This window comes from Mycobacterium sp. 852014-52144_SCH5372336 (genome assembly GCF_001665615.1).
Lineage (GTDB): Bacteria > Actinomycetota > Actinomycetes > Mycobacteriales > Mycobacteriaceae > Mycobacterium > Mycobacterium neumannii_A.
Window position 1 is genome coordinate 1 of the sequence record NZ_LZSW01000043.1, and the last position, 21,847, is coordinate 21,847.

Annotated in this window: 23 protein-coding genes; 11 read left to right on the plus strand and 12 right to left on the minus strand. The window is 67.5% G+C overall.

Going from position 1 to position 21,847, the window contains the following annotated elements; translation table 11 throughout:
* Positions 1 to 141 precede the first annotated feature (141 nt).
* A complete protein-coding gene (locus A5759_RS09485; protein WP_068196661.1) occupies positions 142 to 912 on the plus strand; it encodes an SDR family NAD(P)-dependent oxidoreductase in 771 nt (256 codons plus the stop codon).
* Here A5759_RS09485 and A5759_RS09490 read toward each other — a convergent pair.
* Together A5759_RS09490 and A5759_RS09495 are read right to left on the minus strand one after the other, a co-directional pair.
* Positions 878 to 1,666, minus strand: coding sequence for an enoyl-CoA hydratase/isomerase family protein (locus A5759_RS09490; protein ID WP_068196665.1), 789 nt, complete (start codon positions 1,664 to 1,666; stop codon positions 878 to 880). The genes A5759_RS09485 and A5759_RS09490 overlap by 35 nt on opposite strands.
* Positions 1,667 to 1,693: 27 nt before the next feature.
* Positions 1,694 to 2,380, minus strand: coding sequence for a TetR family transcriptional regulator (locus tag A5759_RS09495; protein ID WP_066849772.1), 687 nt, complete (start codon positions 2,378 to 2,380; stop codon positions 1,694 to 1,696).
* A gap of 69 nt (positions 2,381 to 2,449) precedes the next feature.
* Between A5759_RS09495 and A5759_RS09500 the strand changes: the two genes are divergently transcribed.
* Positions 2,450 to 3,517: a ferredoxin reductase gene (locus tag A5759_RS09500; protein WP_068196668.1), complete on the plus strand. Its 1,068-nt coding sequence runs from the start codon at positions 2,450 to 2,452 to the stop codon at positions 3,515 to 3,517.
* 19 nt (positions 3,518 to 3,536) lie between these two features.
* On the plus strand, positions 3,537 to 4,643 hold the full coding sequence (locus A5759_RS09505; protein WP_068196671.1) for an acyl-CoA desaturase: 1,107 nt from the start codon (positions 3,537 to 3,539) through the stop codon (positions 4,641 to 4,643).
* A gap of 78 nt (positions 4,644 to 4,721) precedes the next feature.
* On the opposite strand, the gene nei2 is transcribed toward A5759_RS09505, so the two are convergent.
* The 3 genes from nei2 to A5759_RS09520 all read right to left on the minus strand — a co-directional run bounded on the left by nei2 (position 4,722) and on the right by A5759_RS09520 (position 10,813).
* Entirely contained in the window at positions 4,722 to 5,495 is a 774-nt protein-coding gene (gene nei2 / locus A5759_RS09510) for an endonuclease VIII Nei2 (RefSeq protein ID WP_068196674.1), read from the minus strand.
* 35 nt (positions 5,496 to 5,530) lie between these two features.
* Positions 5,531 to 10,069 carry an ATP-dependent helicase gene (locus A5759_RS09515; protein ID WP_068197088.1) on the minus strand — a complete coding sequence of 1,513 codons (4,539 nt, stop codon included), beginning with the start codon at positions 10,067 to 10,069 and terminating at the stop codon, positions 5,531 to 5,533.
* Between the two features lie 93 nt (positions 10,070 to 10,162).
* Complete coding sequence (locus A5759_RS09520; protein WP_068196677.1) at positions 10,163 to 10,813, minus strand: TetR/AcrR family transcriptional regulator; 651 nt, start codon at positions 10,811 to 10,813, stop codon at positions 10,163 to 10,165.
* A 117-nt stretch (positions 10,814 to 10,930) separates the two neighbouring features.
* On the opposite strand from A5759_RS09520, the gene A5759_RS09525 reads away from it, so the two are divergent.
* A complete protein-coding gene (locus A5759_RS09525) occupies positions 10,931 to 11,770 on the plus strand; it encodes an SDR family oxidoreductase (RefSeq protein ID WP_068196680.1) in 840 nt (279 codons plus the stop codon).
* A 76-nt stretch (positions 11,771 to 11,846) separates the two neighbouring features.
* Here A5759_RS09525 and A5759_RS09530 read toward each other — a convergent pair whose 3' ends face one another.
* Positions 11,847 to 12,428, minus strand: a complete 582-nt coding sequence (locus tag A5759_RS09530; protein ID WP_068196683.1) for a restriction endonuclease — start codon at positions 12,426 to 12,428, stop codon at positions 11,847 to 11,849.
* 91 nt (positions 12,429 to 12,519) lie between these two features.
* Between A5759_RS09530 and A5759_RS09535 the strand changes: the two genes are divergently transcribed.
* The 4 genes from A5759_RS09535 to usfY all read left to right on the plus strand — a co-directional run bounded on the left by A5759_RS09535 (position 12,520) and on the right by usfY (position 14,693).
* Complete coding sequence (locus tag A5759_RS09535) at positions 12,520 to 13,200, plus strand: PAS and ANTAR domain-containing protein (protein WP_068196687.1); 681 nt, start codon at positions 12,520 to 12,522, stop codon at positions 13,198 to 13,200.
* Positions 13,201 to 13,283: 83 nt separating this feature from the next.
* Complete coding sequence (locus tag A5759_RS09540; RefSeq protein ID WP_066849076.1) at positions 13,284 to 13,655, plus strand: hypothetical protein; 372 nt, start codon at positions 13,284 to 13,286, stop codon at positions 13,653 to 13,655.
* A complete protein-coding gene (locus tag A5759_RS09545; RefSeq protein ID WP_068196690.1) occupies positions 13,652 to 14,284 on the plus strand; it encodes a flavodoxin family protein in 633 nt (210 codons plus the stop codon). The genes A5759_RS09540 and A5759_RS09545 overlap by 4 nt, the downstream gene beginning before the upstream one ends.
* A 100-nt stretch (positions 14,285 to 14,384) precedes the next feature.
* Positions 14,385 to 14,693, plus strand: coding sequence for a protein UsfY (gene usfY, locus A5759_RS09550; protein WP_066849071.1), 309 nt, complete (start codon positions 14,385 to 14,387; stop codon positions 14,691 to 14,693).
* A 64-nt stretch (positions 14,694 to 14,757) separates the two neighbouring features.
* On the opposite strand, the gene A5759_RS09555 is transcribed toward usfY, so the two are convergent.
* The 3 genes from A5759_RS09555 to A5759_RS09565 form a co-directional block, all read right to left on the minus strand.
* Complete coding sequence (locus tag A5759_RS09555; protein WP_064346013.1) at positions 14,758 to 14,994, minus strand: CsbD family protein; 237 nt, start codon at positions 14,992 to 14,994, stop codon at positions 14,758 to 14,760.
* A gap of 105 nt (positions 14,995 to 15,099) precedes the next feature.
* Entirely contained in the window at positions 15,100 to 15,303 is a 204-nt protein-coding gene (locus A5759_RS09560) for a hypothetical protein (RefSeq protein WP_068197090.1), read from the minus strand.
* 534 nt (positions 15,304 to 15,837) lie between these two features.
* Positions 15,838 to 16,857, minus strand: coding sequence for a DNA topoisomerase IB (locus A5759_RS09565; protein ID WP_066849064.1), 1,020 nt, complete (start codon positions 16,855 to 16,857; stop codon positions 15,838 to 15,840).
* A 256-nt stretch (positions 16,858 to 17,113) separates the two neighbouring features.
* Here A5759_RS09565 and A5759_RS09570 point away from each other — a divergent pair, with 256 nt between their 5' ends.
* Positions 17,114 to 17,545, plus strand: coding sequence for an ATP-binding protein (locus A5759_RS09570; RefSeq protein WP_068196692.1), 432 nt, complete (start codon positions 17,114 to 17,116; stop codon positions 17,543 to 17,545).
* A gap of 62 nt (positions 17,546 to 17,607) precedes the next feature.
* A complete protein-coding gene (locus A5759_RS09575) occupies positions 17,608 to 18,330 on the plus strand; it encodes an RNA polymerase sigma factor SigF (RefSeq protein ID WP_369816186.1) in 723 nt (240 codons plus the stop codon).
* Here the strand turns inward: A5759_RS09575 and A5759_RS09580 are convergent.
* The gene (locus A5759_RS09580; protein ID WP_064426925.1) at positions 18,301 to 18,738 is read right to left on the minus strand and encodes an STAS domain-containing protein; all 438 of its coding nucleotides are present in this window, start codon (positions 18,736 to 18,738) and stop codon (positions 18,301 to 18,303) included. The two genes, A5759_RS09575 and A5759_RS09580, sit on opposite strands and share 30 nt — an antisense overlap.
* Before the next feature lie 285 nt (positions 18,739 to 19,023).
* On the opposite strand from A5759_RS09580, the gene A5759_RS09585 reads away from it, so the two are divergent.
* Positions 19,024 to 19,560 (plus strand): NTP transferase domain-containing protein, encoded by a 537-nt coding sequence (locus A5759_RS09585; protein ID WP_068196701.1) that lies wholly within the window; start codon positions 19,024 to 19,026, stop codon positions 19,558 to 19,560.
* Between the two features lie 27 nt (positions 19,561 to 19,587).
* Here the strand turns inward: A5759_RS09585 and A5759_RS09590 are convergent, their stop codons facing one another.
* Together A5759_RS09590 and A5759_RS09595 are read right to left on the minus strand one after the other, a co-directional pair.
* Positions 19,588 to 19,917 (minus strand): hypothetical protein, encoded by a 330-nt coding sequence (locus A5759_RS09590; RefSeq protein ID WP_068196705.1) that lies wholly within the window; start codon positions 19,915 to 19,917, stop codon positions 19,588 to 19,590.
* Positions 19,918 to 19,967: 50 nt separating this feature from the next.
* Positions 19,968 to 21,770: an acetyl/propionyl/methylcrotonyl-CoA carboxylase subunit alpha gene (locus tag A5759_RS09595; RefSeq protein ID WP_064417298.1), complete on the minus strand. Its 1,803-nt coding sequence runs from the start codon at positions 21,768 to 21,770 to the stop codon at positions 19,968 to 19,970.
* Positions 21,771 to 21,847: the final 77 nt, after the last annotated feature.

Sequence of the window (21,847 nt, forward strand, 5' to 3'; positions counted from 1 at the left end):
GATGTGTATAAGAGACACACCACCACCGGTGTACGTCCCGCCACCACCGGCGCCGAACGTCAACGTGTGCGCGAACGTCGGACGACGGATCAGCGTGAGCGGTTGCATCTGAGGCCAGGCCCATCTGCTTGACTGACGGCCGTGGACCGCGCTTCGTTCGACCGTCTCTTCGATATGACCGACCGCACCGTGATCGTCACGGGCGGCACCAGGGGCATCGGCCTCGCGTTGGCCGAGGGCTTCGTCCTCGCCGGCGCCCGCGTCGTCGTAGCCAGCCGCAAACCCGACGCCTGTGAGCGGGCCGCGGAGCATCTGCGCGGACTCGGGGGCCAGGCCGTCGGCGTGCCGACCCACCTGGGTGAGGTCGACGCCCTCGAGGCGCTGGTGCAGCGCACCGTCGACGAGTACGGCGGCGTCGACGTCGTGGTCAACAACGCCGCCAACGCCCTGGCGCAACCACTGGGTGAGATGACGCCCGATGCGTTGACGAAATCCTTCGAGGTCAACCTGCGCGGGCCGGTGTTCCTGGTGCAGGCGGCCCTGCCCTACCTGAAGGCCAGTGCGAAAGCCAGTGTGATCAACATGGTTTCGGTCGGGGCGTTCAACTTCTCGGCGTTGACCTCGATCTACTCTGCCAACAAGGCCGCACTGATGTCGTTCACCCGATCGATGGCCACCGAATTCGCGCCCTCGGGCATCCGGGTGAACGCGATCGCCCCCGGTCCGGTGGACACCGACATGATGCGCAACAACCCGCAGGAGGTCGTCGACGGGATGGCGCGCAGCACCTTCCTCAAACGGCTCGCATCGCCCGACGAGATGGTCGGCACCGCCCTGCTGTTGGCCTCGGATGCCGGCAGCTACATCACCGGCACGGTCATGATCGTGGACGGCGGCGGAACGCCTCGCTAGCCTCGCGCATCTCGCCGCTGGTCGAGGCCAGGATCTGGCTGCGGTTCTCCAGGTGCAGGGCCGCTTCCAGGCTCGACGCCTCGAGGTTCGCCCACAGCACCTGCTTCGTCGACTCGAGGCCGAACTTGCCGTAGCCGCAGAGTGTCTCGGCGATCGCCATGGCGTCGAAAACGATCGCTTCGTCGGTCGACACCCGCGACACCAGGCCGAGCCTCAGCGCTTCGGGGGCGTCGACGGCGCGCGCGGTGAGGATGAGGTCGAACGCCGGGCCGGCGCCGATGATCCGCGGAAGTGTGTAGCTGACCCCGATGTCGCAACCACCGAGACCCAGCTTGATGAACTGGGTGCAGAAGCGCGCCGATTCCGAGGCGATGCGGATGTCGCAGGCCAGCGCGATGCCCATTCCGCCGCCGTACGCGACCCCGTTCACCGCGGCGATCACGGGCTGGCGCAGCCGGTGGATGCGTGCGGTCAGGTCGGCGATGCGCTCCTGCCAACGCATTCCCGAACGCGGGAACTCCGTTCCTTGGCCTGTCTTCTCCGGGTTGGGATCGGTCAGGTCCAGACCCGAGCAGAACCCACGTCCGGCTCCGGTGAGCACGACGACGCGGCACTCGTTGTTGGAGTCGATCTGCGCCAGCGTCGAGTGGAGGTCCTCGACCAGTTCGTAAGACAGCGCGTTGAGCTTCTCGGGGCGGTTCAGCGTGAGCACGGCGATGTCGGGACGGGGGTAGGCCAGTTCGAGGTGCGGCATGCAGCACACGCTAACCCGCCCCTGGTTTCACCCGCTGCTGCGCCATCCCGCGACACCGACTGCGATCATGCGCAGCTGTTTGACGGCCACTCGTTTGATCTCGTTGAGCGCGGCCTGGTCGTGGGCGTCCTCGATGGCCTCGGCGATCACGATCATCGCGTTGACGAAGAGGCTGGCCAGGATGTTGAGATCCTCGCTGCTCCACGTGTTCAGGTTCGGGAAGCGGGCCAGGTCGATCGCGAGCTCGGAGGTGATCAGCCGGATCTCGGTGCGGATGGCGTAGCGCAGAACGGTGACGCCGCTGTTCCGTTCGCGGCCGATGAACCGCCAGTGCTCGCGCCGTTCGTTCACGCCGTCGATGAGGATGTCGACGCTGGACTCGATGACCCGCTTCGGGTCGAGCCTGCCCGCGCGGGCCCCGCGCAGCATGTCGCGCAGGCTGCGGAATGACTCGTCGATGAGGACGAGGCCCAGGGCTTCCATCGACTCGAAATGCCGGTAGAACGCCGCGGGCACGATGCCCGCTTCGCGGGTCACCTCCCGCAGGCTCAGCGCGGAGAAGCTGCGGTCCTCGAGCAACTTGAGGCCCGCCGCGACGATCGCCTGCCGGGTGGCCTCCTTGCGCTCCTCGCGGGACATGGTCGTGCGCGGGTGCTCGCGCGAACGTGACCGTCCCGACCGGCTCGACCGTGAGCCAGGCGTACGACTGTTCACTGTGTGAAACATACCACAACCTGGGTGAATGGGTTGACGAGGCGCTGTACATGCAGGGACGGTGTACATATGTTCACTCAAACGTTGACGCGTGGTCTCCGGGACAGGGTGCTCGGATCACCGCTGGTCGACCTGCTCACCGGCCCCCATGGCGTGGACCGATACACCGAGCTTGTCGCGCCCACGTGGACGCGCTCAGATGCTCGCGCGGAAGTCGTCGCGGTGCGGCGGCAGACCCAGCGCAGCGTCACCCTCACGCTGGAGGCGAATCAGGCGTTCACCGGTTTTCGCGCCGGGCAGCACATCAACCTCACGGTCGAGATCGACGGTCGTCGTCGCACTCGGCCGTACTCGCCGGCCAACGCCGAGGGCGCCCGATATCTCGAGCTGACGGTGGGACGCCATGACGGCGGGCTGGTCTCCGGTTACCTGTGCGAGAACGCCCGCCCCGGCATGATCGTGGGATTGGATTCGGTCGGCGGCGACTTCGCGCTCCCCGACGACCCACCGCGCCGCATCCTGTTCGTGTCGGGCGGCAGCGGCATCACCCCGGTGATGTCGATGGCGCGGACGCTGCGGGCCCGCGGGTACGGCGGCGAGGTGGCATTCATCCACTACGCTCGCTCGGCCGAGGACGCGTGCTACCGCGCCGAGCTCGACACCATGACCGGCATGCGGGTGCTGCACGGCTACACGCGGTCGACGGCCGGTTCCGACCTGACGGGTCGCTTCGGCCCCGCACATCTGGAGGCGGCGATGCCCGACCCCGATGCGGTGTTCGTCTGCGGCCCGCCCGAACTCGCGTCGGCCGTGCGCGAGCACTGCACGAACGTGCACTCGGAAAGCTTTGTCCCCCCGACGTACACCGCGCCCGCCGAACCCTCGGGCGGCACGATCACGTTCGCCGACAGCGGAGTGGCGGTCACAGACGACGGCCGCCCGCTGCTGGAGCAGGCCGAAAACGCAGGCCTGACCCCCGAAAGCGGATGCCGAATGGGCATCTGCCACAGCTGCACCCGCCGCAAGACGCGCGGCGTGGTGAAGAACCTGGTCACCGGCGCGGTGTCGACCGCGGAGGACGAAGACGTGCAGATCTGCGTCTCGGCTCCTGTCGGCGACGTCGACCTCGCGTTGTAGAAACCGAAAGGAGTTCGACATGACCGTCATCACCGACATCACTTCGAAACCGCACACCCTCGAAAAGACGGTGGCGGGCAGGAAGATCAGTCTGACCGCCGAGCAGGCCGAGGCCTTCGGCCGCGAACTCGACGCGCTCAAGGAGCGCGTGATCGCCGACCTCGGCGAGCGCGATGCCACCTACATCCGTCGAATCATCAAGACGCAGCGCGCATTTGAGATCGGCGGGCGGGCCCTGCTGTTCGGCGGAGTGTTCCCGCCGTTCTGGCTGGCGGGCACCGCGCTGCTGGGACTGTCGAAGATCCTCGACAACATGGAGATCGGCCACAACGTCATGCACGGTCAATACGACTGGATGGGCGATCCGAACATCTCCAGCCGGGGCTTCGAGTGGGACACCGCCTGCCCGGGCGAGCAGTGGCGCCACTCGCACAACTACATGCACCACACCTACACCAACATCGTCGGGATGGACCGCGACGTCGGTTACGGCATCCTGCGGATGAGCAAGGACCAGAAGTGGACGCCGTACTTCCTCGGCAACCCCGTCTACGCCTTCCTGCTGATGGTGCTGTTTCAGTACGGCGTCGCGCTGCACGAACTCGAAACCGAACGCATCCGCGCCGGTGAGATCACGATCGCCGACAAGCGCGAGATCCTCGAGGGCATCTGGCGCAAGACCAAACGCCAGACGCTCAAGGATTACGTCGCGTTCCCGCTGCTGGCCGGGCCGTTCGCGCCGTGGGTCGTTGCGGGGAACCTGACCGCGAACCTGATGCGCAACGTGTGGGCGTACATGATCATCTTCTGCGGCCACTTCCCCGACGACGTGCAGGAGTTCTCCGTCGAGGAGACCAAGGCCGAGACGCGCGGTCAGTGGTACTTCCGGCAGGTGCTGGGCTCGGCGAACCTGACGGGTGGAAAGCTGTTCCACATCCTGAGCGGCAACCTGTCGTTCCAGATCGAGCACCACCTGTTCCCCGACATTCCTGCGCACCGCCTGGCCGAGATCTCCGCGGAGGTCAAGGACATCTGCACCCGCTACGGGATCCCGTACAACGCGGGGTCGCTGCCGCGGCAGTTCGCGACGGTGGTGCGCAAGATCGTCCGGCTGGCGCTGCCGTGACGCCTCCGGGCGCGGCGAGACTGCGGTTTCTGATGCGAATCGGCCGAAACCCGTCATAAACCGCAGTTTCGGCGCGGTTCAGGTCTGGCAGACCGGACACCAGTACGAGACGCGATCGCCCGGCTTGTCGGGACGCGCCGAGTCCGACTCGATGGGCGTGCCACACCGTCGGCACGGTCGGCCGCGCCGGCCATAGACCCACAGGTCGCGACCGCCGCGGGTGTCGCCGGTCGTGGTCCGGTTGACGCGGGACCTGTTCAGCCACAGCATGTCCCGGGCCCGCTGCACCATGCGCAGCGGGTCTTTGACCTTGCCGACCGGGGTGGTGGGCAGGTAGCCGGTGACGAAGCAGAGCTCGTTGGCGTAGACGTTGCCGACGCCGGCCATCACCCGCTGGTCCAGCAGCGCGTCGGCCAGTGGCCGCTCCGGGTCCTCGACGAGGTTGGCCCTGGCGACGCGCGGTTCCCAGTCGTCGCCGAGCAGGTCGGGGCCGAGGTGTGCGACGGCTTCCATATCGTGATCACGTTGCAGGATCTCCAGCACACCGAGGTCGACACCGGCAGCTCGGGAATCGCTGGTGTGCAACAGGATCCGGATCTTGTACTCCGGCACCCGCCGAATCTGGCCGCCAACCAGCCAGGCGCCCTCCATCTTCAGATGCGAGTGGATGCTGGCGTCCCCGACGCGGATGAAGAGGTGCTTACCGCGGCTGATCACCTCGTCGACGACGCAGCCCGTCAGGTCGACTGTCGCGAACTTGGGCACCCGCACGTCACAACGCGTGAGCTGCTTGCCCACCAACGCCTCGCGCAGCTTGGTGGCGGTGCGATAAACCGTGTCGCCTTCGGGCATGCGTCAGCGCCTTCTGTTTGTCGCGCAGGCTCTCATCACCGCAACCGCAGGCCGCGCGGTGTACGGGCGAACCCAGCGCCCAGCAGGGCGTCGTGCACCGCGGCGCGCTCACCTTCCGCGCCCGGTTCGAGAACCGGGACCCCGTTGACCTTCTCGACGAGAAACGATCCGACCCGACCGCTGCTGACCAGATCGGCCAGGGCCGCGGCGGCGGCGACGTGCGCGTCGGTGTCATCGGTGAAGCTCAACAGCGAGCGCCCGCCACGTTCGAGGAACCACACCAGTTCGCCGTCGACCATCGCGACCAGCGCACCGGCTTTGCGACCGGGGCGGTGAGCGACGTCGTCATCGGATCGCCGTGTCGGCCACGGAAGTGCGGCGCCGTAGGGGTTGGCCGGATCGGCGGCCGCCAGGACGACCGCGTGGTACTCGCGGTGGTCCTGGTCGACGCTGTCCAGATAGGTCCGCAAGCGGTCCACGGTGGAGGCGACGGCGAACTGGGCCCCGCCGAGTGACTCGACGAAATAACCCCGCTGGCACCGGCCGGCGTCCTCGAACGCCGTCAGCACCTTGTAGAGCATCGCGAAGCCGCCGGGCACGCCCTCCGCGCCGACGGCGCCCTTGGTCAGCACCCCGTGCCTGCCGAGCAGCAGTTCGGCTTGGAAGTGCGCGCGCACGGTCGATTCCGGTTCGGCGACAGGCAGCGCCGACCACCGGCCCGCCACCGTGGGGTCGGCGTTGCGGGTTTGGGCGTGCGCGACGCTGTAGCGGCTCAACCGCGGCACCCGCTGCCGCTGTCGGTGCGCTGGTGCGCTGCGCCGCCCCGACGATCCACGGGCGCCCATCAACTTCGCGCGCACCGGCGCGAACGTGTCGCCGGTGATCCAGCCCGCCCAGACCAGATCCCACACCGCGTTCTTGTGGTCTTCGGTCGGATTGTCCGCGAGCTGACGAAAAAAGAAAGCGCCGCCACGGCCGAGCGCGTCGAGGATCGCCCGGTGGGTGTCGGTGAACTCGATCGCGGTGGGAGCGGTCAGCGTCAACGGCGCCGACTCGGCGGTGTGGAAGGCGATCCACCCGTCGCCGCCACCGATCTGGCCGGCTCCCGACCACGTGACCTCACCGGAGGCCAGCAGTTCGTCGAGCATGGCGGGCTGGTAGTCGCGGACGCGTTGACCGAACACCAGCGGCTCGACGGCCGAAGCCGGAATCGGCACGCCTGCAAGCTGATCGATCACGGCGGCGAGCCCGTCGACGCCGCTGTTGTGCGTCGAGCCGACCGACTGCCACGCGGGAAGGAAGCGTCCGTACGCCGCGGTGCTGACCGGCTCGATCTGCGCGCGCAGCGCCGCCAGCGACCGGCGCCGCAGAATCTTGAGCACGTCGCTGTCGCACCACTGCTCGGCGGCGGCGGGGTCGGCGACCGGCAGGTCGGTGAACTCACCGCGAATCAGCTTGCCGTCGATGGCCATCCGGCCCAGCACGTCGGCGGTGACGCGCAAACCCAGACCGAACCGCGCGGCCGCATCATGTGTGGTGAACGGCCCTCGGGTGCGGGCGTAGCGGCCGAGCAGCTCACCCAGCGGGTCGTCGACCGATTCGGTGAACGCCGCCGGCACCCCGACCGGCACGGCCACACCCACGCCGTCGCGTAACAGGCCGATGTCCTCGATCGCGGCCCACCAAGTCTGGTCGGCGAACGACACGGTCAACGCGCGCTTGGCGGCACGCAGGCCCTCGAGCCAGCCGCCGATGTCGGAAGTCGTGCAGCGGTCGGCGATCTCGGCTTCAGTCAACGGGCCCAGCAGCCGCAGCAGGTCGGCGATGCCTTCGGCGTCGCGGGCCCGCCGGTCCTCGCTCAGATGCTGCAGTTGTCGCGTTGTACTCGTGATGACCTGCGGGTCGAGCAGCTCGCGCAGCTCGACCCGGCCCAGCAGTTCAGCGAGCAGGACACTGTCCAGCGACAGTGCGGCGGCGCGGCGTTCGGCGAGTGGGCTGTCGCCCTCGTACATGAAGGCGCCGACATAGCCGAACAGCAGCGAGGCGGCGAACGGCGACGGCGTGGTGGTCTCCACCTCGACGATGCGCAACCGGCGCTGGGCGACCCGGTGCATCAGCTCCGTCAGCGCGGGCACGTCGTAGACGTCCTGCAGGCACTCCCGCACGGCCTCCAACACGATCGGGAAGTCGGGGTACTTGCGCGCGACGTCGAGCAATTGCGCGGCGCGCTGGCGCTGATGCCACAGCGGGGATCGCTTACCCGGATGGCGGCGCGGGAGCAGCAGCGCGCGGGCCGCACATTCGCGGAAACGGGACGCGAACAGCGCCGAGCCGCCGACCTCGGCGGTGACGATCGGCTCGATCTCGTCGGCGTCGAAGACGAACAGGTCCGCGCCAGGAGGCGCGTCCTCGGTATCGGGCAGCCGCACGATGATGCCGTCGTCGGACGCGGTCGGCTTCTCCTCGATGCCGTACCGCTCACGCAGCCGTCGCGACACCGCCAGCGCGAGCGGGCCGTGCACCCGCAGTCCGTAGGGCGAGTGCAGGATGACGCGCCAGTCGCCGAGCTCATCGCGGAATCGTTCGACGACGAACGTGGCGTCCGAAGGGACGACACCCGTGGCTTGGCGCTGGTCGTCGATCAGCTGCCACAGATTGTCGGCGGCGAACTGGTCGAAACCCATTGACCGGCAACGCTGGTCGAATTCGTCCTTTCCGAGGCGGGCCAGCTCGCCGGTGTACGCCCCGACCGCGGCGCCCAACTCTGCTGGGCGGCCGACGCCGTCGCCGCGCCAGAACGGGAGTCGCGCCGGCTGGCCCGGCGCGGGGATCACCAGGACGCGGTCGTGGGTGATCTCGGTGATCCGCCAGCTAGTCGCGCCGAGCGAGATGACGTCGCCCGGGCGTGACTCGTAGACCATCTCCTCGTCGAGTTCCCCGACGCGGGAGGGCTTTTCGGAATCGGTGGCCAGATAGACCGTGAACAACCCGCGGTCGGGGATCGCGCCGCCGCTGGTGACCGCCAGCCGCTGCGCACCCGGCCGGGCCGTCAGCGTGCCGGTATCGCGGTCGTACACCAGGCGGGGCCGCAGCTCGGCGAACTCCGTCGACGGGTACTTACCCGACAGCAGATCCAGCGTCGCCTCGAACGCGCTGCGCGGCAGGGTGGCGAACGGGGCGCTGCGCCGCACGGCGTCGAACCAGCGGTCGGCGTCGAGCGGTTCGAGCGCACACGCGGCGACCGTGTGCTGCGCGAGCACGTCGAGCGGATTGGTCGGCACCCGCATGGTCTCGATCTCACCGGAAAGCATCCGCTTGACCGTCACCGCGCAGCCGATCAGGTCGGTGCGGTGCTTGGGGAACAGCACACCCTGCGAAATCTCGCCGACCTGGTGGCCGGCGCGGCCGATGCGCTGCAGCCCGCTGGCCACCGAGGGCGGGGCCTCCACCTGGATCACCAGATCGACTGCGCCCATGTCGATCCCGAGTTCCAGGCTCGAGGTCGCGACGACGGCCTTGAGCCGGCCGCTTTTCAGGTCGTCCTCGACGATGGCCCGCTGTTCCTTGCTGACTGAACCATGGTGCGCACGCGCCAGCAGCGTGGGTGCACCCGACGCCTGCCCACTGCCCATGATGTGCGCGGGCGAGCCGCCGGCGACGCCCGTGTTGGGTCCCGTCTCGAGCTCCTGGCCGGTGCGTTCGGCGTGGATCTCGTTGAGCCGCGACGTGAGTCGTTCGGCGAGCCGGCGCGAGTTGGCGAACACGATCGACGAGTTGTGCGACTCGACCAGGTCGACGATGCGTTCCTCGACGTCGGGCCAGATGGTGTTGTTCTCGAGGTTCGCCATATCGGGCACCGGCACCTGGACCGACAGGTCGAACGTCTTGGCGGCGGGCGGCGCCACGACCGTCGTGCGGGCCTGACCGGACAGGAACCGCGCCACTTCCTCGGGGGGGCGGACGGTGGCCGACAACCCGATCCGCTGCGCGGGTCTGTCCAGAAGTTGGTCCAGCCGCTCGAGCGACAGCGCGAGGTGGGCGCCGCGTTTGGTGGCCGCCACAGCGTGCACCTCGTCGACGATGACGGTCTGGACGTTCGCCAGGGTGTCGCGCGCCGCCGAGGTCAACATCAAAAACAGCGACTCGGGCGTAGTGATGAGGACGTCGGGCGGTCGGGCGATCAGTTCGCGCCGTTGCGCCGGGGAGGTGTCGCCGGAGCGCACGCCGACGCTGATCTGCGGGGCCGGCACGCCGCGCCGTTCGGCCACCCGGGCGATGCCGGTCAGCGGGGTGCGCAGGTTGCGCTCCACGTCGACGGCCAGCGCCTTGAGCGGCGAGACGTACAGCACTTTGGTGCCGGCTCGCGGTTCGGCGGGAACGGAGGCCAGTTGGTCGATTGCCCACAGGAACGCCGCGAGCGTCTTACCGGACCCGGTCGGCGCGATGACGAGCGTGTTGTCCCCGTCTGCGATCGCCGACCAGGCCTGGGCCTGGGCGGGCGTCGGCTCGGCGAACGTGCCGGTGAACCATTCCCGGGTCAGGTCGCTGAACCGGGCGAGGGGGGTTTTGCTCATCGACATCCATCGTGCACCCCGCCACCGACACGTTTCTGGCGGTTTCGGTGCTGTAGGTATCGTCCAGCGCTAGTCGGCGATCGAAATCGCAGGTCAGCGGCGGTTCGGCGAGACCGCTTCGCGGAGTGCAGAAGGGATGCCACCGACCCGTCCGACGGCGTCGAACAGGGCGTGTGCGCACGCGTCGGCGACCGGACCGGCCTCGATGGACGGGTCCATGAGCCGTTGTCTGCACATCTCGAAGGTGAAGGCCAGCCAGCCGTAGACGGTGATGCGTAGATCGCGCTCCACCTTGGAGTCCAGGTCGTCGCCGAGCGCGGCATGGATGCGGCCGAGGATACGGTTGGCCTGACGGTCGTTGTCGGTGTCCTCGATGCCCCGCAGTACCGGGTCGGAGCGGCCCGACCCCACGTAGGCGGCCCACGCGCCGTGGGGGTGTTCGTCGTCGTAGCGCAGATACGCGAGCACACCCTCGCGAACCTGGTCGAAGAGGCTCTGCCCAGGGCGCGGCGGCACGTTGGTGGCCTCGAACAGCCGCTCGCCCTCGGCGCGGATCACCGCGGCGAAAAACGCCCGCTTGTCCGGGAAGTAGTGGTACATCAGCGCCCGCGACACTCCGGCGCGTTCGGCGATCTCGTCGATGCGGACCTCGTCGTAGGGCCGCTGACCGAACACCTCGGCGCCGAGCGTCAGCAGTTCGCTGCGTCGGTCGGCGGGGGAGAGCCGTCGTCGGGACTCGGCCATGCCGTCATCGTAGTGAACACATGTCGAACAGCGGCTCTTCCGACGTGCCGCGGAGTATTCGAAGCACGCCGGGGTAACCCCGAGGGCGAGACATTCCGCGACCACGAGAGGCCATCGATGAGTTTCCCAGAACAACAGCAGTCCCCGCCCGGCGTGCAGAGCGAGATGACCCCGGCCCCCGACTGCGGCGAGACGAGCTACCAGGGGTCGGGCCGGCTGACGGGTAAACGCGCGGTCATCACCGGAGGCGACAGCGGAATCGGCCGCGCGGTCGCGATCGCCTACGCGCGCGAGGGTACCGACGTACTGATCGCTTACCTGAACGAGGACGGCGACGCCAAGGAGGTCCAGAAGTACGTCGAGGACGCCGGGCGCAAATGTGTGCTGATGCCCGGTGATCTCTCCGACCCGGCACACTGCCGCGCCGTGGTGGACCGCGCCGTCGAGGAATTCGGCGGCATCGATGTGCTCGTCAACAACGCCGCCTACCAGATGACACACGACACCCTCGACGAAATCAGCGACGAGGAGTGGGATTACACGTTCCGCCTCAACATCGGGGCGTACTTCTACCTCGTGAAGGCGGCGCTTCCGCACATGGGCGCCGGTGCGTCGATCATCGGCAGTTCATCGGTGAACTCCGACATGCCGAACCCGAAGCTGGCGCCGTACGCGGCCACCAAGGCGGCGATCGCCAACTTCTCCGCGAGCTTGGCGGAGATGCTGGGCGAGAAGGGCATTCGCGCCAACAGCGTTGCACCGGGACCGATCTGGACGCCGTTGATCCCGTCGACGATGCCGCCGGAGAAGGTCAAACAGTTCGGCGAGAACACGCCGCTGGGCCGTGCGGGTCAGCCGGTCGAGTTGGCGCCGGTCTACGTGATGCTGGCCTCTGACGAGGCGAGCTACGTGACGGGCGCGCGGATCGCGGTGACCGGCGGCAGGCCGATCCTGTAGCGTGCTGCGACCGGTCGATCGGGCGGTTTCACCCGCTTCTCGCGGCGTGTCGCGTATGAAACGGCACGTTCGGGCATCAGGGCGCCGACGGCTCCAGAAGTCGCCGGATCGTCGACCGTAACCGCGGGAGGTCGGCGCCGCCGACCAGCTCACACCCGTGAAGCTCGGCGAGTTTGCGTGCGGCGGTGGTGAATTCGTGGTTCGTGACGACCATCGTCCTGGTGCAGTCCTGCATGGGCGCACCGGCCACCACTTCCTGCACGGCGCTCGCGCCGACGGGGCGCGACTGGCGTTTGCACTGGATGGCAAGACGATCCGGTCGCTTGCCGACGATGATGTCGACCCCCCAGTCGCCCGTGATCGCGGTCATGAGCACCGGCGCCCCGCAGGACCGGGCCACCCGCGCCACATGATCCTCGAACTCCGCACCCGACATCGCCGCGGTGAGGTCCTCGCGTGCGCCGGGAGTGGTGACACCGACGAGCGTGCCTGCGAGGAAGCGCGGAAGCGCGGCGAGCACCACCGGCACGACAAGCCCGAGCGCGAGGCTCCACTGCGGGGCGACCCCGAGAAGCCACGCCCCGACGCCCGCCGCCGAGGCCGAAGCCAGGTACAGCTTTACGCTCACTTGACGGATCGTAAGGCGCGACCCCGACATCCCGCTTCGGCCGATCCGGTGCTTGTCAGAGAAACCAGTGGACGATCGTGCTGGAATACACGTGTGCGATCACCGGAGTTAGCCTGCGATCATGACTGACGAGCTACCCGATACCGACGGGCAGACACCCGTCGAGCAGGCGCTTGCCGGTGGCGACCCGCATCGGGTGGGCTGGTTCCGGTTCTACTTCGCCGACGAACGCTGGGAGTGGTCGCCGCAAGTCGAACGGATGCACGGCTACGAAGCGGGTACGACGGAGCCGACGACCGAGCTGGTGTTGTCACACAAACATCCCGACGACTACCGCCAGGTGGCGGCGACGCTGGATGAGATCCGCCGTACGTCGGGCGCGTTCTCCACCCGCCACCGGATCATCGACACCCACGGCGAGGTGCACCACGTGGTCGTGGTCGGCGACCAACTCTCCGACGACAACGATCAGGTCGTCGGAACCCACGGCTTCTATGTCGACGTCACCCCGTCCACGCTGCAGCGGCGCGACAGGGCCTTCAGTGCGGCGGTCACCGAGATGGCGGAGGCCCGCGGTCCGATCGAGCAGGCCAAAGGGATGCTGATGCTGATCTACCGGATCTCCGCCGATTCGGCGTTCGAGTTGCTCCTGTGGCGGTCGCAGGAAACCAACACCAAGCTGCGAATCCTGGCCGAGCAAATCGCCAGGGATTTCCTCGGGCTGTCCTACGAGGAGGAGTTGCCGCCGCGGTCGACCTACGACAGGCTGCTGCTCACCGCACACTATCGCGTCGAAAACTGAGGTTTATCGGGCCCAGCAGCCGGGAACACCCTCTGCGTCTAATTCACATCGCTGATTGCGCAGCAAATTCGGGAGTTCTCGTCGTGTACCACGGTCCCAGCGAGCTGAGGCATTTCGACATCGGCATCCGCGACGCGGTGCGGTTCGCCATCGGTATCGGCGCCACCGGCGCCATCTTCCTGCTCGGCGCGATGGTGTGGGTGAGCACCTGCCAGGGCGCGACGGCTGACACCCTGGCCTGCGGCGCGCCTCAACGGACCCTGCTGGCGCTCGCTGCGCCCACAGTCCTGCTCCTGGGCGGGGCCCGCGCCTTCTTCCGCGCCTATCAGAACTGGCGAAAGGGCGAGATGTCGACCGCGTGGCAGGGTGCGGGATGGTTCTTGGTGACGTCGATGCTGTTGGTGCTCACGACGAGCATGCCCGCCCTCACCGGTTCCGCGGTGCTCGGCGGATGAGCGCGACGGCGGACGCTGATCGACCGTTGACCGCCGTGGCTTTGGTGTGCAGCCTCAAGCCCAGCCCCGCCGAGTCGAGCAGCGCATTGATGGCCGAACACATCTGCGAGAACCTGCGCGGTGCGGGTGTCGAGACGGAGGTGCTGCGCTGTGTCGATTACGCGATCGCACCGGGCGTCGAGGCCGACATGGGCGACGGTGACGAGTGGCCGCAGATCCGCGAAAAGCTCTTGGGCGCTGACATCTTGGTGTTGTGCACCCCGATCTGGTTGGGGCATCCGTCCAGCGTCACGCAGCGTGTGCTGGAACGCCTCGATGCCGAACTGTCGAGCACCGACGACGCCGGCCGGCCGATCATGGTCGGCAAGGTCGCCGTGGTCGGTGTCGTCGGCAACGAGGACGGCGCTCACAAAGTGATCGCCGACTGCTTTCAAGGCCTCAACGACATCGGCTACACCATCTCGGCCCAGGGCGGCACCTACTGGACCGGCGAAGCGATGCAGAGCAAGGACTACAAGGACCTCGACGAAGTGCCCGAGCCCGTCGCGTCGACGACTGCCGCGTTGGCCCGCAACGCCGCTCATCTCGCAAGGGCCCTGCGGGCCGACCAGTACCCGCCGTATGAGTGAAGGCCGGCGTTCGGCCGGTTTCTGCCCCCCTGCGGTCGGGTAGTTCTAGCGTTGTCAATAGCCCATATCCGGGCGGAGGTATGCCGAGAGAGGAGTACCGATGAAAAGCCCGAAGGATCCCGTCGACCACGCGAGGACGACGCGTCCCCACGCCGGCGAGTCGATGAAGGACACCAAGAACATGCCGGGGCTGATCCTCATCGGTATTGCCCTGGTGCTGTTCGTCTCGGCGCTGGCGGCTCACGGCGCCGACGAACACGGCGTCGGCGTCGGACTGGGCAGCGGGTCGGCTGCGCTGTTCATCATCGGCGGTGGCTGGCTGCTCGTCGAGCATCTGCGGGTACGTAAGATCGAAGATCGTTGGTACGCAGAACATCCCGAAGCGCAACGGCAGAAACCGAGTAGCTGACGCACTGAAAACTGAAAAGAGAAAAGCCCAGCCGGTTCGGCTGGGCTTTTCCCGATTTAGATGGTTACTGCTCGTTCTCCTGGCGCTTTTCGGCAGCCTCGGCGCCTGCGCGCGCGGATTCCGCTTCGGCTTCCTTCTTGGCGGCGTCCTGCTGGGCATCGGCCTTGTCCTGCTGGGCCTTGCCTTCGCGAACCATGTCATCGCGGCCGGTGACGGTGCCAACCGTTTCCTTGGTCTTGCCCTTCACGTCCTCGACGACGCCCTTGATGCCTTCTTCAGGGCCACTGTTCTTCTCGGTCATGTTCACCTTCCGCAGTGCAGTGGATCAGTCCAACCACGAGGAACTTCCTCGCGCAGGTGTCGGGTTCCCGAGGGCCTGATCGACTAAACGCTCGCCAGAGCAGGGTCACTCCGTCGCCGCGTCGTCCTCGGGGTCGATCTCCACCACCTCCAGCTGCTCCTGCCAGTCGGCCGGCGAGGCCTCCAAAGGCGGATTCGGTTGCGAATCAACGCCCGCCTCCTCGTCGAGAACCGGTTCGCTGGCGGCGCGCTGTTGTTCCACCGCGTCGGCCACGGGAACGTCGTCGGGCAGGCCTTCGCTGTCTGACATGCCCACTGGTGTACCCCCGGCCCACATAGCGAAACGGTGTCGCGCCGCACCCCGTCGGCGCGGTGATCTGGATGTCCGGTACGAATCGAGGCTTGTCCGTGATGCGAAGAGCCGTGGGGGAAACGTCTTACAAGTCAAGGGCTCGGGTAGGCGGGCCACATGTCGGTCGTTTCGACTCCACGTTCGGTGCTGCTTTGACATGTACACCGGACCTGGACGGGATTAGCCACGCGCGCAAGGGGTTTCGTGGGCGAACTGTATGACGAACCGATTGATCTGGGGTGTTGAAGCTTACGAAGGGATCGAGCTGACGAGCCGATGGCGGGACGGCGACCCGGTCTGGACATACCCGCCGTCTACGTGGAGCACAATGCTCCGCGGTTCGTTTCACGGTCGACAGCGTCCATCCGGTTGCCGAACGGAGCGACATCGCCGAGCACGCGCCCGGAGCCATCGTCGTCGACACCCGCAACCTGCTCGGTCCGGCGTTGCTCGAGGCCGGGATGACCATCTGGGCAACGGAACCCCGTCGGGTTACTGACCTTTGGCAACTTTGCGGATGAGTCGGGCCGTGCCGCGGTCGAGCACCTCCTGCCGTTCGGCCAGGGTCTTCATCTTCGCGGCGCGCCGGGCGGCCGAGGCGATGGTGAGCTCGGACTCGTAGGCCTGCACGACTCGCGGGTCGACGTAGGAACCTCGGGCCACCGCAGGTGTGTTGCCGAGTTCCTCGGCGACCTCCTTCATCACCGCGGACTCGACGCGCTTGATCACAGTCTTGTTGACCGGCGGGTCGGCCTCGACGAACGCGGCCGCCGCCAGCACGGTGCCGTGCCAGGTCCGCAGGTCCTTTACCGTGTACCGATCCCCGACGAGCTCCTTGAACCGCGTGTTCAGGTCGTCGGCGTGAATGTCGATCCAGCTCGAACCGTTGCGGCACACCAGCAGCCGCTCGGTGCGCTCCGGGCGGCGCAACAGCGCGCGGATCGAGCGGACCGCTTCGGGGTCGTCGATCAGCAGCGTGCGCCGCACGCCGCTCTTGGCGGGAAAGTCGAATTCGATGGCGTCGCGCTGCAGGGTCACGTGCTCGCAGAGCAGCGTCGCGATGCCGTACGAGTTGTTCTCCTCGGCGTACTGCTCAGAGCCCGCCCGAAAGTATCCGAGATCGGCCAGGTGCAGTGCGAGGGCCAGTACCCGGTCGCGGTGCAGCCCGCGGCGGCGCAGGTCCGCGGCGATGCGCCTGCGCATCTCGGGCAGCGCGGCCGACATCTCCAGGACCCGGTCGAACTTCTCCTCGTTGCGCTCCTCCTGCCACCTCTGGTGGTAGAGGTACTGGCGTCGGCCCGCGGCGTCCGTGCCCACCGCCTGGATGTGCCCGTTGGGGTAGGGGCAGATCCACACCTTCTTCCAGGCGGGCGGGATGACCAGATCCTTGATGCGCTGCAGGGTCTTCTCGTCGGTGACCGGGGTGCCGTCGGGATGTTCGTAGGAGAACCCGCGACCGCGACGCACCCTCCGCAGGCCGGGACCGCTGACGACGCTACGGCGAAGTCGCATGTTTGGCCCCTGGATGCAGGGGGGTATTGAACCCCCACCATGGAGAAGTCTTACTTTGTCGCGCCGTCAAAACGCCGCTGCTCACAGTCGTGTTCACCGTTTGCTCGGTCGCGTTCGGGGTGGGAGCTTCGCCATGACCGGATAAATACCCGCGCCGGCGTGCGGCACACGTCGCCGTTCGCGGGTCACCGGAGTACTCGTGGTTAGGTGGGATCCGACCTGGGGTAATCTCGCTTCGACATTGCCGGGAGGTCAAATGGCCGACGTCGCCAACAAGAACAATGGGCACGGGCACGGCGCGCGGTCGGTGGAACTCCGGGTCGCCGCCGAACTCGAGAACCTTGCGGTGCTGCGCACCCTGGTCGCCGCGGTGGCGACCTTCGAAGACCTGGACTTCGATGCCGTCGCCGACCTGCGTCTCGCGGTCGACGAGGCCTGCACCAGGCTGATCCGATCCGCAGTACCCAACTCTGTGCTGCTGCTCGTCATCGACCCACGCGACGACGCCGTCGTCATCGATGCGTCCACCACGTGTAAGAGTTCCGACATCCTGGCGCCCGGTAGCTTCAGCTGGCACGTGCTGAGTTCACTGACCGACGAGGTGACGACCTTCGAGAACGGGCAGGGGCCCGAGAACGCCCAGGTGTTCGGGATCTCCATGACGACGAGACGAGCGACGCTGCAGTGACGCCGTCGACGTCACAGGGTTCGTCGTCGCGTTCGAACTCTGAGTACGCGGATGTCGCCGACATGTTCCGCGAGCTGAAGAACGTGCCGGAGGACTCGCCGAAGTTCCAGCGGCAGCGCGACCGCATCGTCGAGCGCTGCCTTCCGTTGGCCGACCACATCGCGCGGCGCTTCGACGGGCGCGGTGAGCCACGTGAGGATCTCGTGCAGGTGGCCCGTGTCGGGCTGGTGAATGCGGTGATCCGCTTCGACGTCGAGGCCGGCTCGGACTTCGTCTCGTTCGCGGTGCCCACCATCATGGGCGAGGTCCGACGGCACTTTCGCGACAACAGTTGGTCGGTCAAGGTGCCGCGGCGGCTCAAGGAGCTCCATTTGCGACTCGGCGCCGCCACCGCGGAGTTGTCGCAGCGGCTCGGCCGCGCCCCGACGGCGTCGGAGCTGGCGGCCGAGCTGGGCATGGACCGCGACGAGGTCGTCGAGGGCCTGGTGGCCGGGAGCTCCTACAACACGCTGTCGATCGACAGCGGCGGCAGCGGAACCGAGGACGCCCCCGCGATCGCCGACACACTGGGCGACGTCGACCTGGGCCTCGACCAGATCGAGAATCGGGAAGCGTTGCGGCCCTTGCTCGCTGCGCTGCCCGAACGCGAACGCACCGTGTTGCTGCTGCGCTTCTTCGAGTCACTCACCCAGACGCAAATCGCTGAGCGCGTTGGTATCTCGCAGATGCACGTGTCGCGTCTGCTCGCGAAATCCCTAGCTCGACTCCGGGACCAGTTGCAGTAGGGGCTTGGTGCTCTTGCCATCCGCGAGCGCTGTCTCGATGCTGTCGCAGACTGGCAATGCAGCATCCGGATCGCAGATACGCAACAAGCGGCTGACCGACGCACTCGGCAACAGCGCCCACTCGATCTTCTCGCCTGCGGTGCGCACGTTGAGCGTGTGCAGCGCGGAGAAACCTGCGGTGCCGAAGAATTCGACGCCCGACAGGTCGACGACGATGCGCTCGAGCTCTGCGGCGTGGCGCATCGCGTAGTCGACGAACTCCTGGGAGTTCGCGGCGTCGATCTCACCGTGGGCGGAGACGATCGCGGTGTCCGGTTGCACCCGGCGGGTCGCGAAGTGCGCAGTGTGGCAGTCGCGGGTGTCGTCGGACTGCACTTCAGCAACGACAGATAAATCAGGATTAGACATGTGTGACTCCATCAGTGAATGTCTCATTCGTACTGTGGTTCACGTCAAAAATTTGGGCCCTGCGTATTCAAAGCCGTCGCAGCAGAGGCGGGGAGTTCTGCCCTTGCACGTCGATGACGTTCCAGCTCGGCTGTGAACTCAACCTGGACTGAACCCTACGCTGCTAACTGACCATGCACAATCGCTATCAAGACCGCCACCGTAACCGCTGGTCACGGCGGTCACGACCACTGACTTCATGACAAATTTGACGAAACTACAGTCACATCGGAGAGTGGGTGCGCCATGACGCTGAAGGTCGCCGGTGTGCTGCTGGCCGCAGGCGCGGGCACCCGCTATGGGATGCCTAAAGTGCTCGCGGCCCAAGGTGAATGGCTCAGGGCCGCGGTCAAGGCCTTGAGGGGCGGCGGATGTGGTGATGTGGTGGTGGTGTTGGGTGCGGCGGTGGTCGAGGCCCCGCAGCCTGCGCGCGCAGTGTTCGCCGAGGCCTGGGAGGACGGTCTGTCGGCGTCGCTGCGGGCCGGGATCTCGGCGGTCGAGGCCGATTACGCCGTGCTGCACACCGTCGACACCCCCGATGTCGGAGCGGACGTCGTGCGTCGGGTGGTGGACGCGGCGGTGGCGTCGGAGTCGGGTATCGCGCGCGCCCGCTACGGGCAATCGCCGGGCCACCCGGTGGTGATCGCGCGCACGCATTGGGCCGCGCTTCTCGAAGAGGTCCACGGCGACGAGGGCGCACGCTTGTTCCTGGTGGCGCGCGACGACGTCGTCGCGGTGGATTGTGCCGATCTGGCGACGGGTCGCGACATCGACGTCAGGTGATGTCAGGTCACGTCGGCGAGCCGGCAATCAGGTGAGAGTCAGGCCCAGCATCGCCGTCGCGAAGCGGCGCACGGAGTGCTCGGCGATCGCGGCCGCATCGGCGTAGCCGTCGCGAAATCGCGTGTGCACCAACGCGGCCTGCGGGTCGATCCTGATCTCGGCCAGCATCTCGCCGGTAGTCGGTTCACACACCGCCCAAGTGTATGCGGTGTCGGATAACCACTGCGCGCGGCAACGAGCGATGTAACCGGGTTCGGTTTCACCCATCTCGGCGAGCGCGGGGCCGTCGTCGATCAGCTCGTCGTCGCGGGGAGCGCGCAAATACCATGCGCCGGCGTTGATTTCGACGGGCTCCATGGCGACTTCGGTGCGCTAACGCTCGCTGCGCGATCGGTTGCGCACCGAAATCACTTGATCTCGGCGAGGACGGTGCCCTGGGTGATCGCCGCGCCGGGCTCGACCGCCAAGCCGGTGATCGTGCCGTCCTTGTGCGCGGTGACCGGGTTCTCCATCTTCATCGCCTCGAGCACCACGACGAGGTCACCGGCGGAGACCTCCTGGCCCTCCTCGACGGCGACCTTGACCACGGTGCCCTGCATCGGCGCGGTCACGGCGTCGCCGGAGGCCGCCGCTCCGCCGCCACCGCCACGCTTGCGGGCCTTGGGCTTCTTGCGCACGACATTGGAACCGGCGCCGCCCGCACCGCCGCCGCCACCGAGCGCGAGGTCGCCCGGCAGCGACACCTCCAGCCGGCGGCCGCCGACCTCGACAACCACGGTCTGCCGCGGGACGGTGTCCTCTTCCTCGATCGGATCGCCGCCGGTGAACGGTTCGATCGTGTTGTCCCACTCGGTTTCGATCCAGCGGGTGTGCACGGTGAAACCGTTGTCGTCGCCGATGAACGCGGGATCGGACACGACCGCCCGGTGGAACGGGATGACGGTGGCCAGACCTTCGACAGTGAACTCGTCCAGCGCGCGCCGGGACCGCTCGAGGGCCTCTTGGCGGTTGGCGCCGGTGACGATCAGCTTGGCCAGCATCGAGTCGAACTGGCCGCCGATGACCGAACCGCTCTCGACGCCGGAGTCCAGCCGCACACCGGGGCCGGTAGGCGGCACGAACGTGGTGACCGGGCCGGGGGCGGGCAGGAAGCCGCGACCGGCGTCCTCACCGTTGATGCGGAACTCGATGGAGTGGCCGCGAGGCGTCGGGTCCTCGGTGATGTCGAGCGGTTCGCCGTTGGCGATGCGGAACTGCTGGCGCACCAGGTCGATGCCCGAGGTCTCCTCCGTCACCGGATGCTCCACCTGCAGACGGGTGTTCACCTCGAGGAACGAGATCAGCCCGTCCTGGCCGACGAGGTACTCGACGGTGCCTGCGCCGTAGTAGCCGGCCTCCTTGCAGATGCGCTTGGCCGACTCGTGGATCTCCTTGCGCTGAGCGTCGGTCAGGAACGGCGCGGGCGCCTCCTCGACCAGCTTCTGGAAGCGGCGCTGCAGCGAGCAGTCGCGGGTGCCCGCGACGACGACGTTGCCGTGCTGGTCGGCGATCACCTGAGCCTCGACGTGGCGGGGCTTGTCGAGATAGCGCTCGACGAAGCATTCACCGCGGCCGAACGCCGCGACAGCCTCGCGGACCGCCGAGTCGTACAGCTCAGGGATCTCTTCGATGGTGCGGGCCACCTTCATGCCGCGGCCGCCGCCGCCGAACGCGGCCTTGATCGCGACCGGGACGCCATACTCCTTGGCGAACGCGACGACCTCGTCGGCGTCCTTGACCGGATCCGAGGTGCCCGGCACCAGCGGCGCCTGCGCGCGCGCGGCGATGTGGCGGGCGGTCACCTTGTCACCGAGGTCGCGGATCGACTGCGGGCTGGGCCCGATCCAGATCAGGCCGGCGTCGAGGACCGCCTGCGCGAAATCAGCGTTCTCGGACAGGAATCCGTAGCCCGGGTGAATCGCGTTGGCTCCGGACTTCTCGGCGGCGTCGAGCAGCTTCTCGAACACCAGGTACGACTCCGCCGAGGTCTGCCCGCCCAGGGCGAAGGCCTCGTCGGCGAGGCGTACGTGAGGAGCGTCGGCGTCGGGTTCGGCGTACACCGCCACGCTCTGCAGCCCGGCGTCCTTAGCGGCCCTGATCACCCGGACCGCGATCTCCCCGCGGTTGGCGACCAGCACCTTGGAGATCTTCGAGCTGGCGTGACTGGGCACTGCGCCTCCTGGTGGCATGTCTAAGAAACGTCTTTAAGAATGTAACGGAGGGAGTTTATGCGGCCCTGCTGAGGTCT

Bases quoted from the DNA above. Each gene is read 5' to 3' on its own strand.
- A5759_RS09490 (WP_068196665.1), bottom strand. From the start codon at position 1,666: ATGCCGCACCTCGAACTGGCCTACCCCCGTCCCGACATCGCCGTGCTC.
- A5759_RS09500 (WP_068196668.1), top strand. From the start codon at position 2,450: ATGTTCACTCAAACGTTGACGCGTGGTCTCCGGGACAGGGTGCTCGGA.
- A5759_RS09505 (WP_068196671.1), top strand. From the start codon at position 3,537: ATGACCGTCATCACCGACATCACTTCGAAACCGCACACCCTCGAAAAG.
- nei2 (WP_068196674.1), bottom strand. From the start codon at position 5,495: ATGCCCGAAGGCGACACGGTTTATCGCACCGCCACCAAGCTGCGCGAG.
- A5759_RS09515 (WP_068197088.1), bottom strand. From the start codon at position 10,069: ATGAGCAAAACCCCCCTCGCCCGGTTCAGCGACCTGACCCGGGAATGG.
- A5759_RS09520 (WP_068196677.1), bottom strand. From the start codon at position 10,813: ATGGCCGAGTCCCGACGACGGCTCTCCCCCGCCGACCGACGCAGCGAA.
- A5759_RS09525 (WP_068196680.1), top strand. From the start codon at position 10,931: ATGAGTTTCCCAGAACAACAGCAGTCCCCGCCCGGCGTGCAGAGCGAG.
- A5759_RS09530 (WP_068196683.1), bottom strand. From the start codon at position 12,428: ATGTCGGGGTCGCGCCTTACGATCCGTCAAGTGAGCGTAAAGCTGTAC.
- A5759_RS09535 (WP_068196687.1), top strand. From the start codon at position 12,520: ATGACTGACGAGCTACCCGATACCGACGGGCAGACACCCGTCGAGCAG.
- A5759_RS09545 (WP_068196690.1), top strand. From the start codon at position 13,652: ATGAGCGCGACGGCGGACGCTGATCGACCGTTGACCGCCGTGGCTTTG.
- usfY (WP_066849071.1), top strand. From the start codon at position 14,385: ATGAAAAGCCCGAAGGATCCCGTCGACCACGCGAGGACGACGCGTCCC.
- A5759_RS09555 (WP_064346013.1), bottom strand. From the start codon at position 14,994: ATGACCGAGAAGAACAGTGGCCCTGAAGAAGGCATCAAGGGCGTCGTC.
- A5759_RS09560 (WP_068197090.1), bottom strand. From the start codon at position 15,303: ATGTCAGACAGCGAAGGCCTGCCCGACGACGTTCCCGTGGCCGACGCG.
- A5759_RS09565 (WP_066849064.1), bottom strand. From the start codon at position 16,857: ATGCGACTTCGCCGTAGCGTCGTCAGCGGTCCCGGCCTGCGGAGGGTG.
- A5759_RS09570 (WP_068196692.1), top strand. From the start codon at position 17,114: ATGGCCGACGTCGCCAACAAGAACAATGGGCACGGGCACGGCGCGCGG.
- A5759_RS09575 (WP_369816186.1), top strand. From the start codon at position 17,608: ATGTTCCGCGAGCTGAAGAACGTGCCGGAGGACTCGCCGAAGTTCCAG.
- A5759_RS09580 (WP_064426925.1), bottom strand. From the start codon at position 18,738: ATGTCTAATCCTGATTTATCTGTCGTTGCTGAAGTGCAGTCCGACGAC.
- A5759_RS09585 (WP_068196701.1), top strand. From the start codon at position 19,024: ATGACGCTGAAGGTCGCCGGTGTGCTGCTGGCCGCAGGCGCGGGCACC.
- A5759_RS09590 (WP_068196705.1), bottom strand. From the start codon at position 19,917: ATGGAGCCCGTCGAAATCAACGCCGGCGCATGGTATTTGCGCGCTCCC.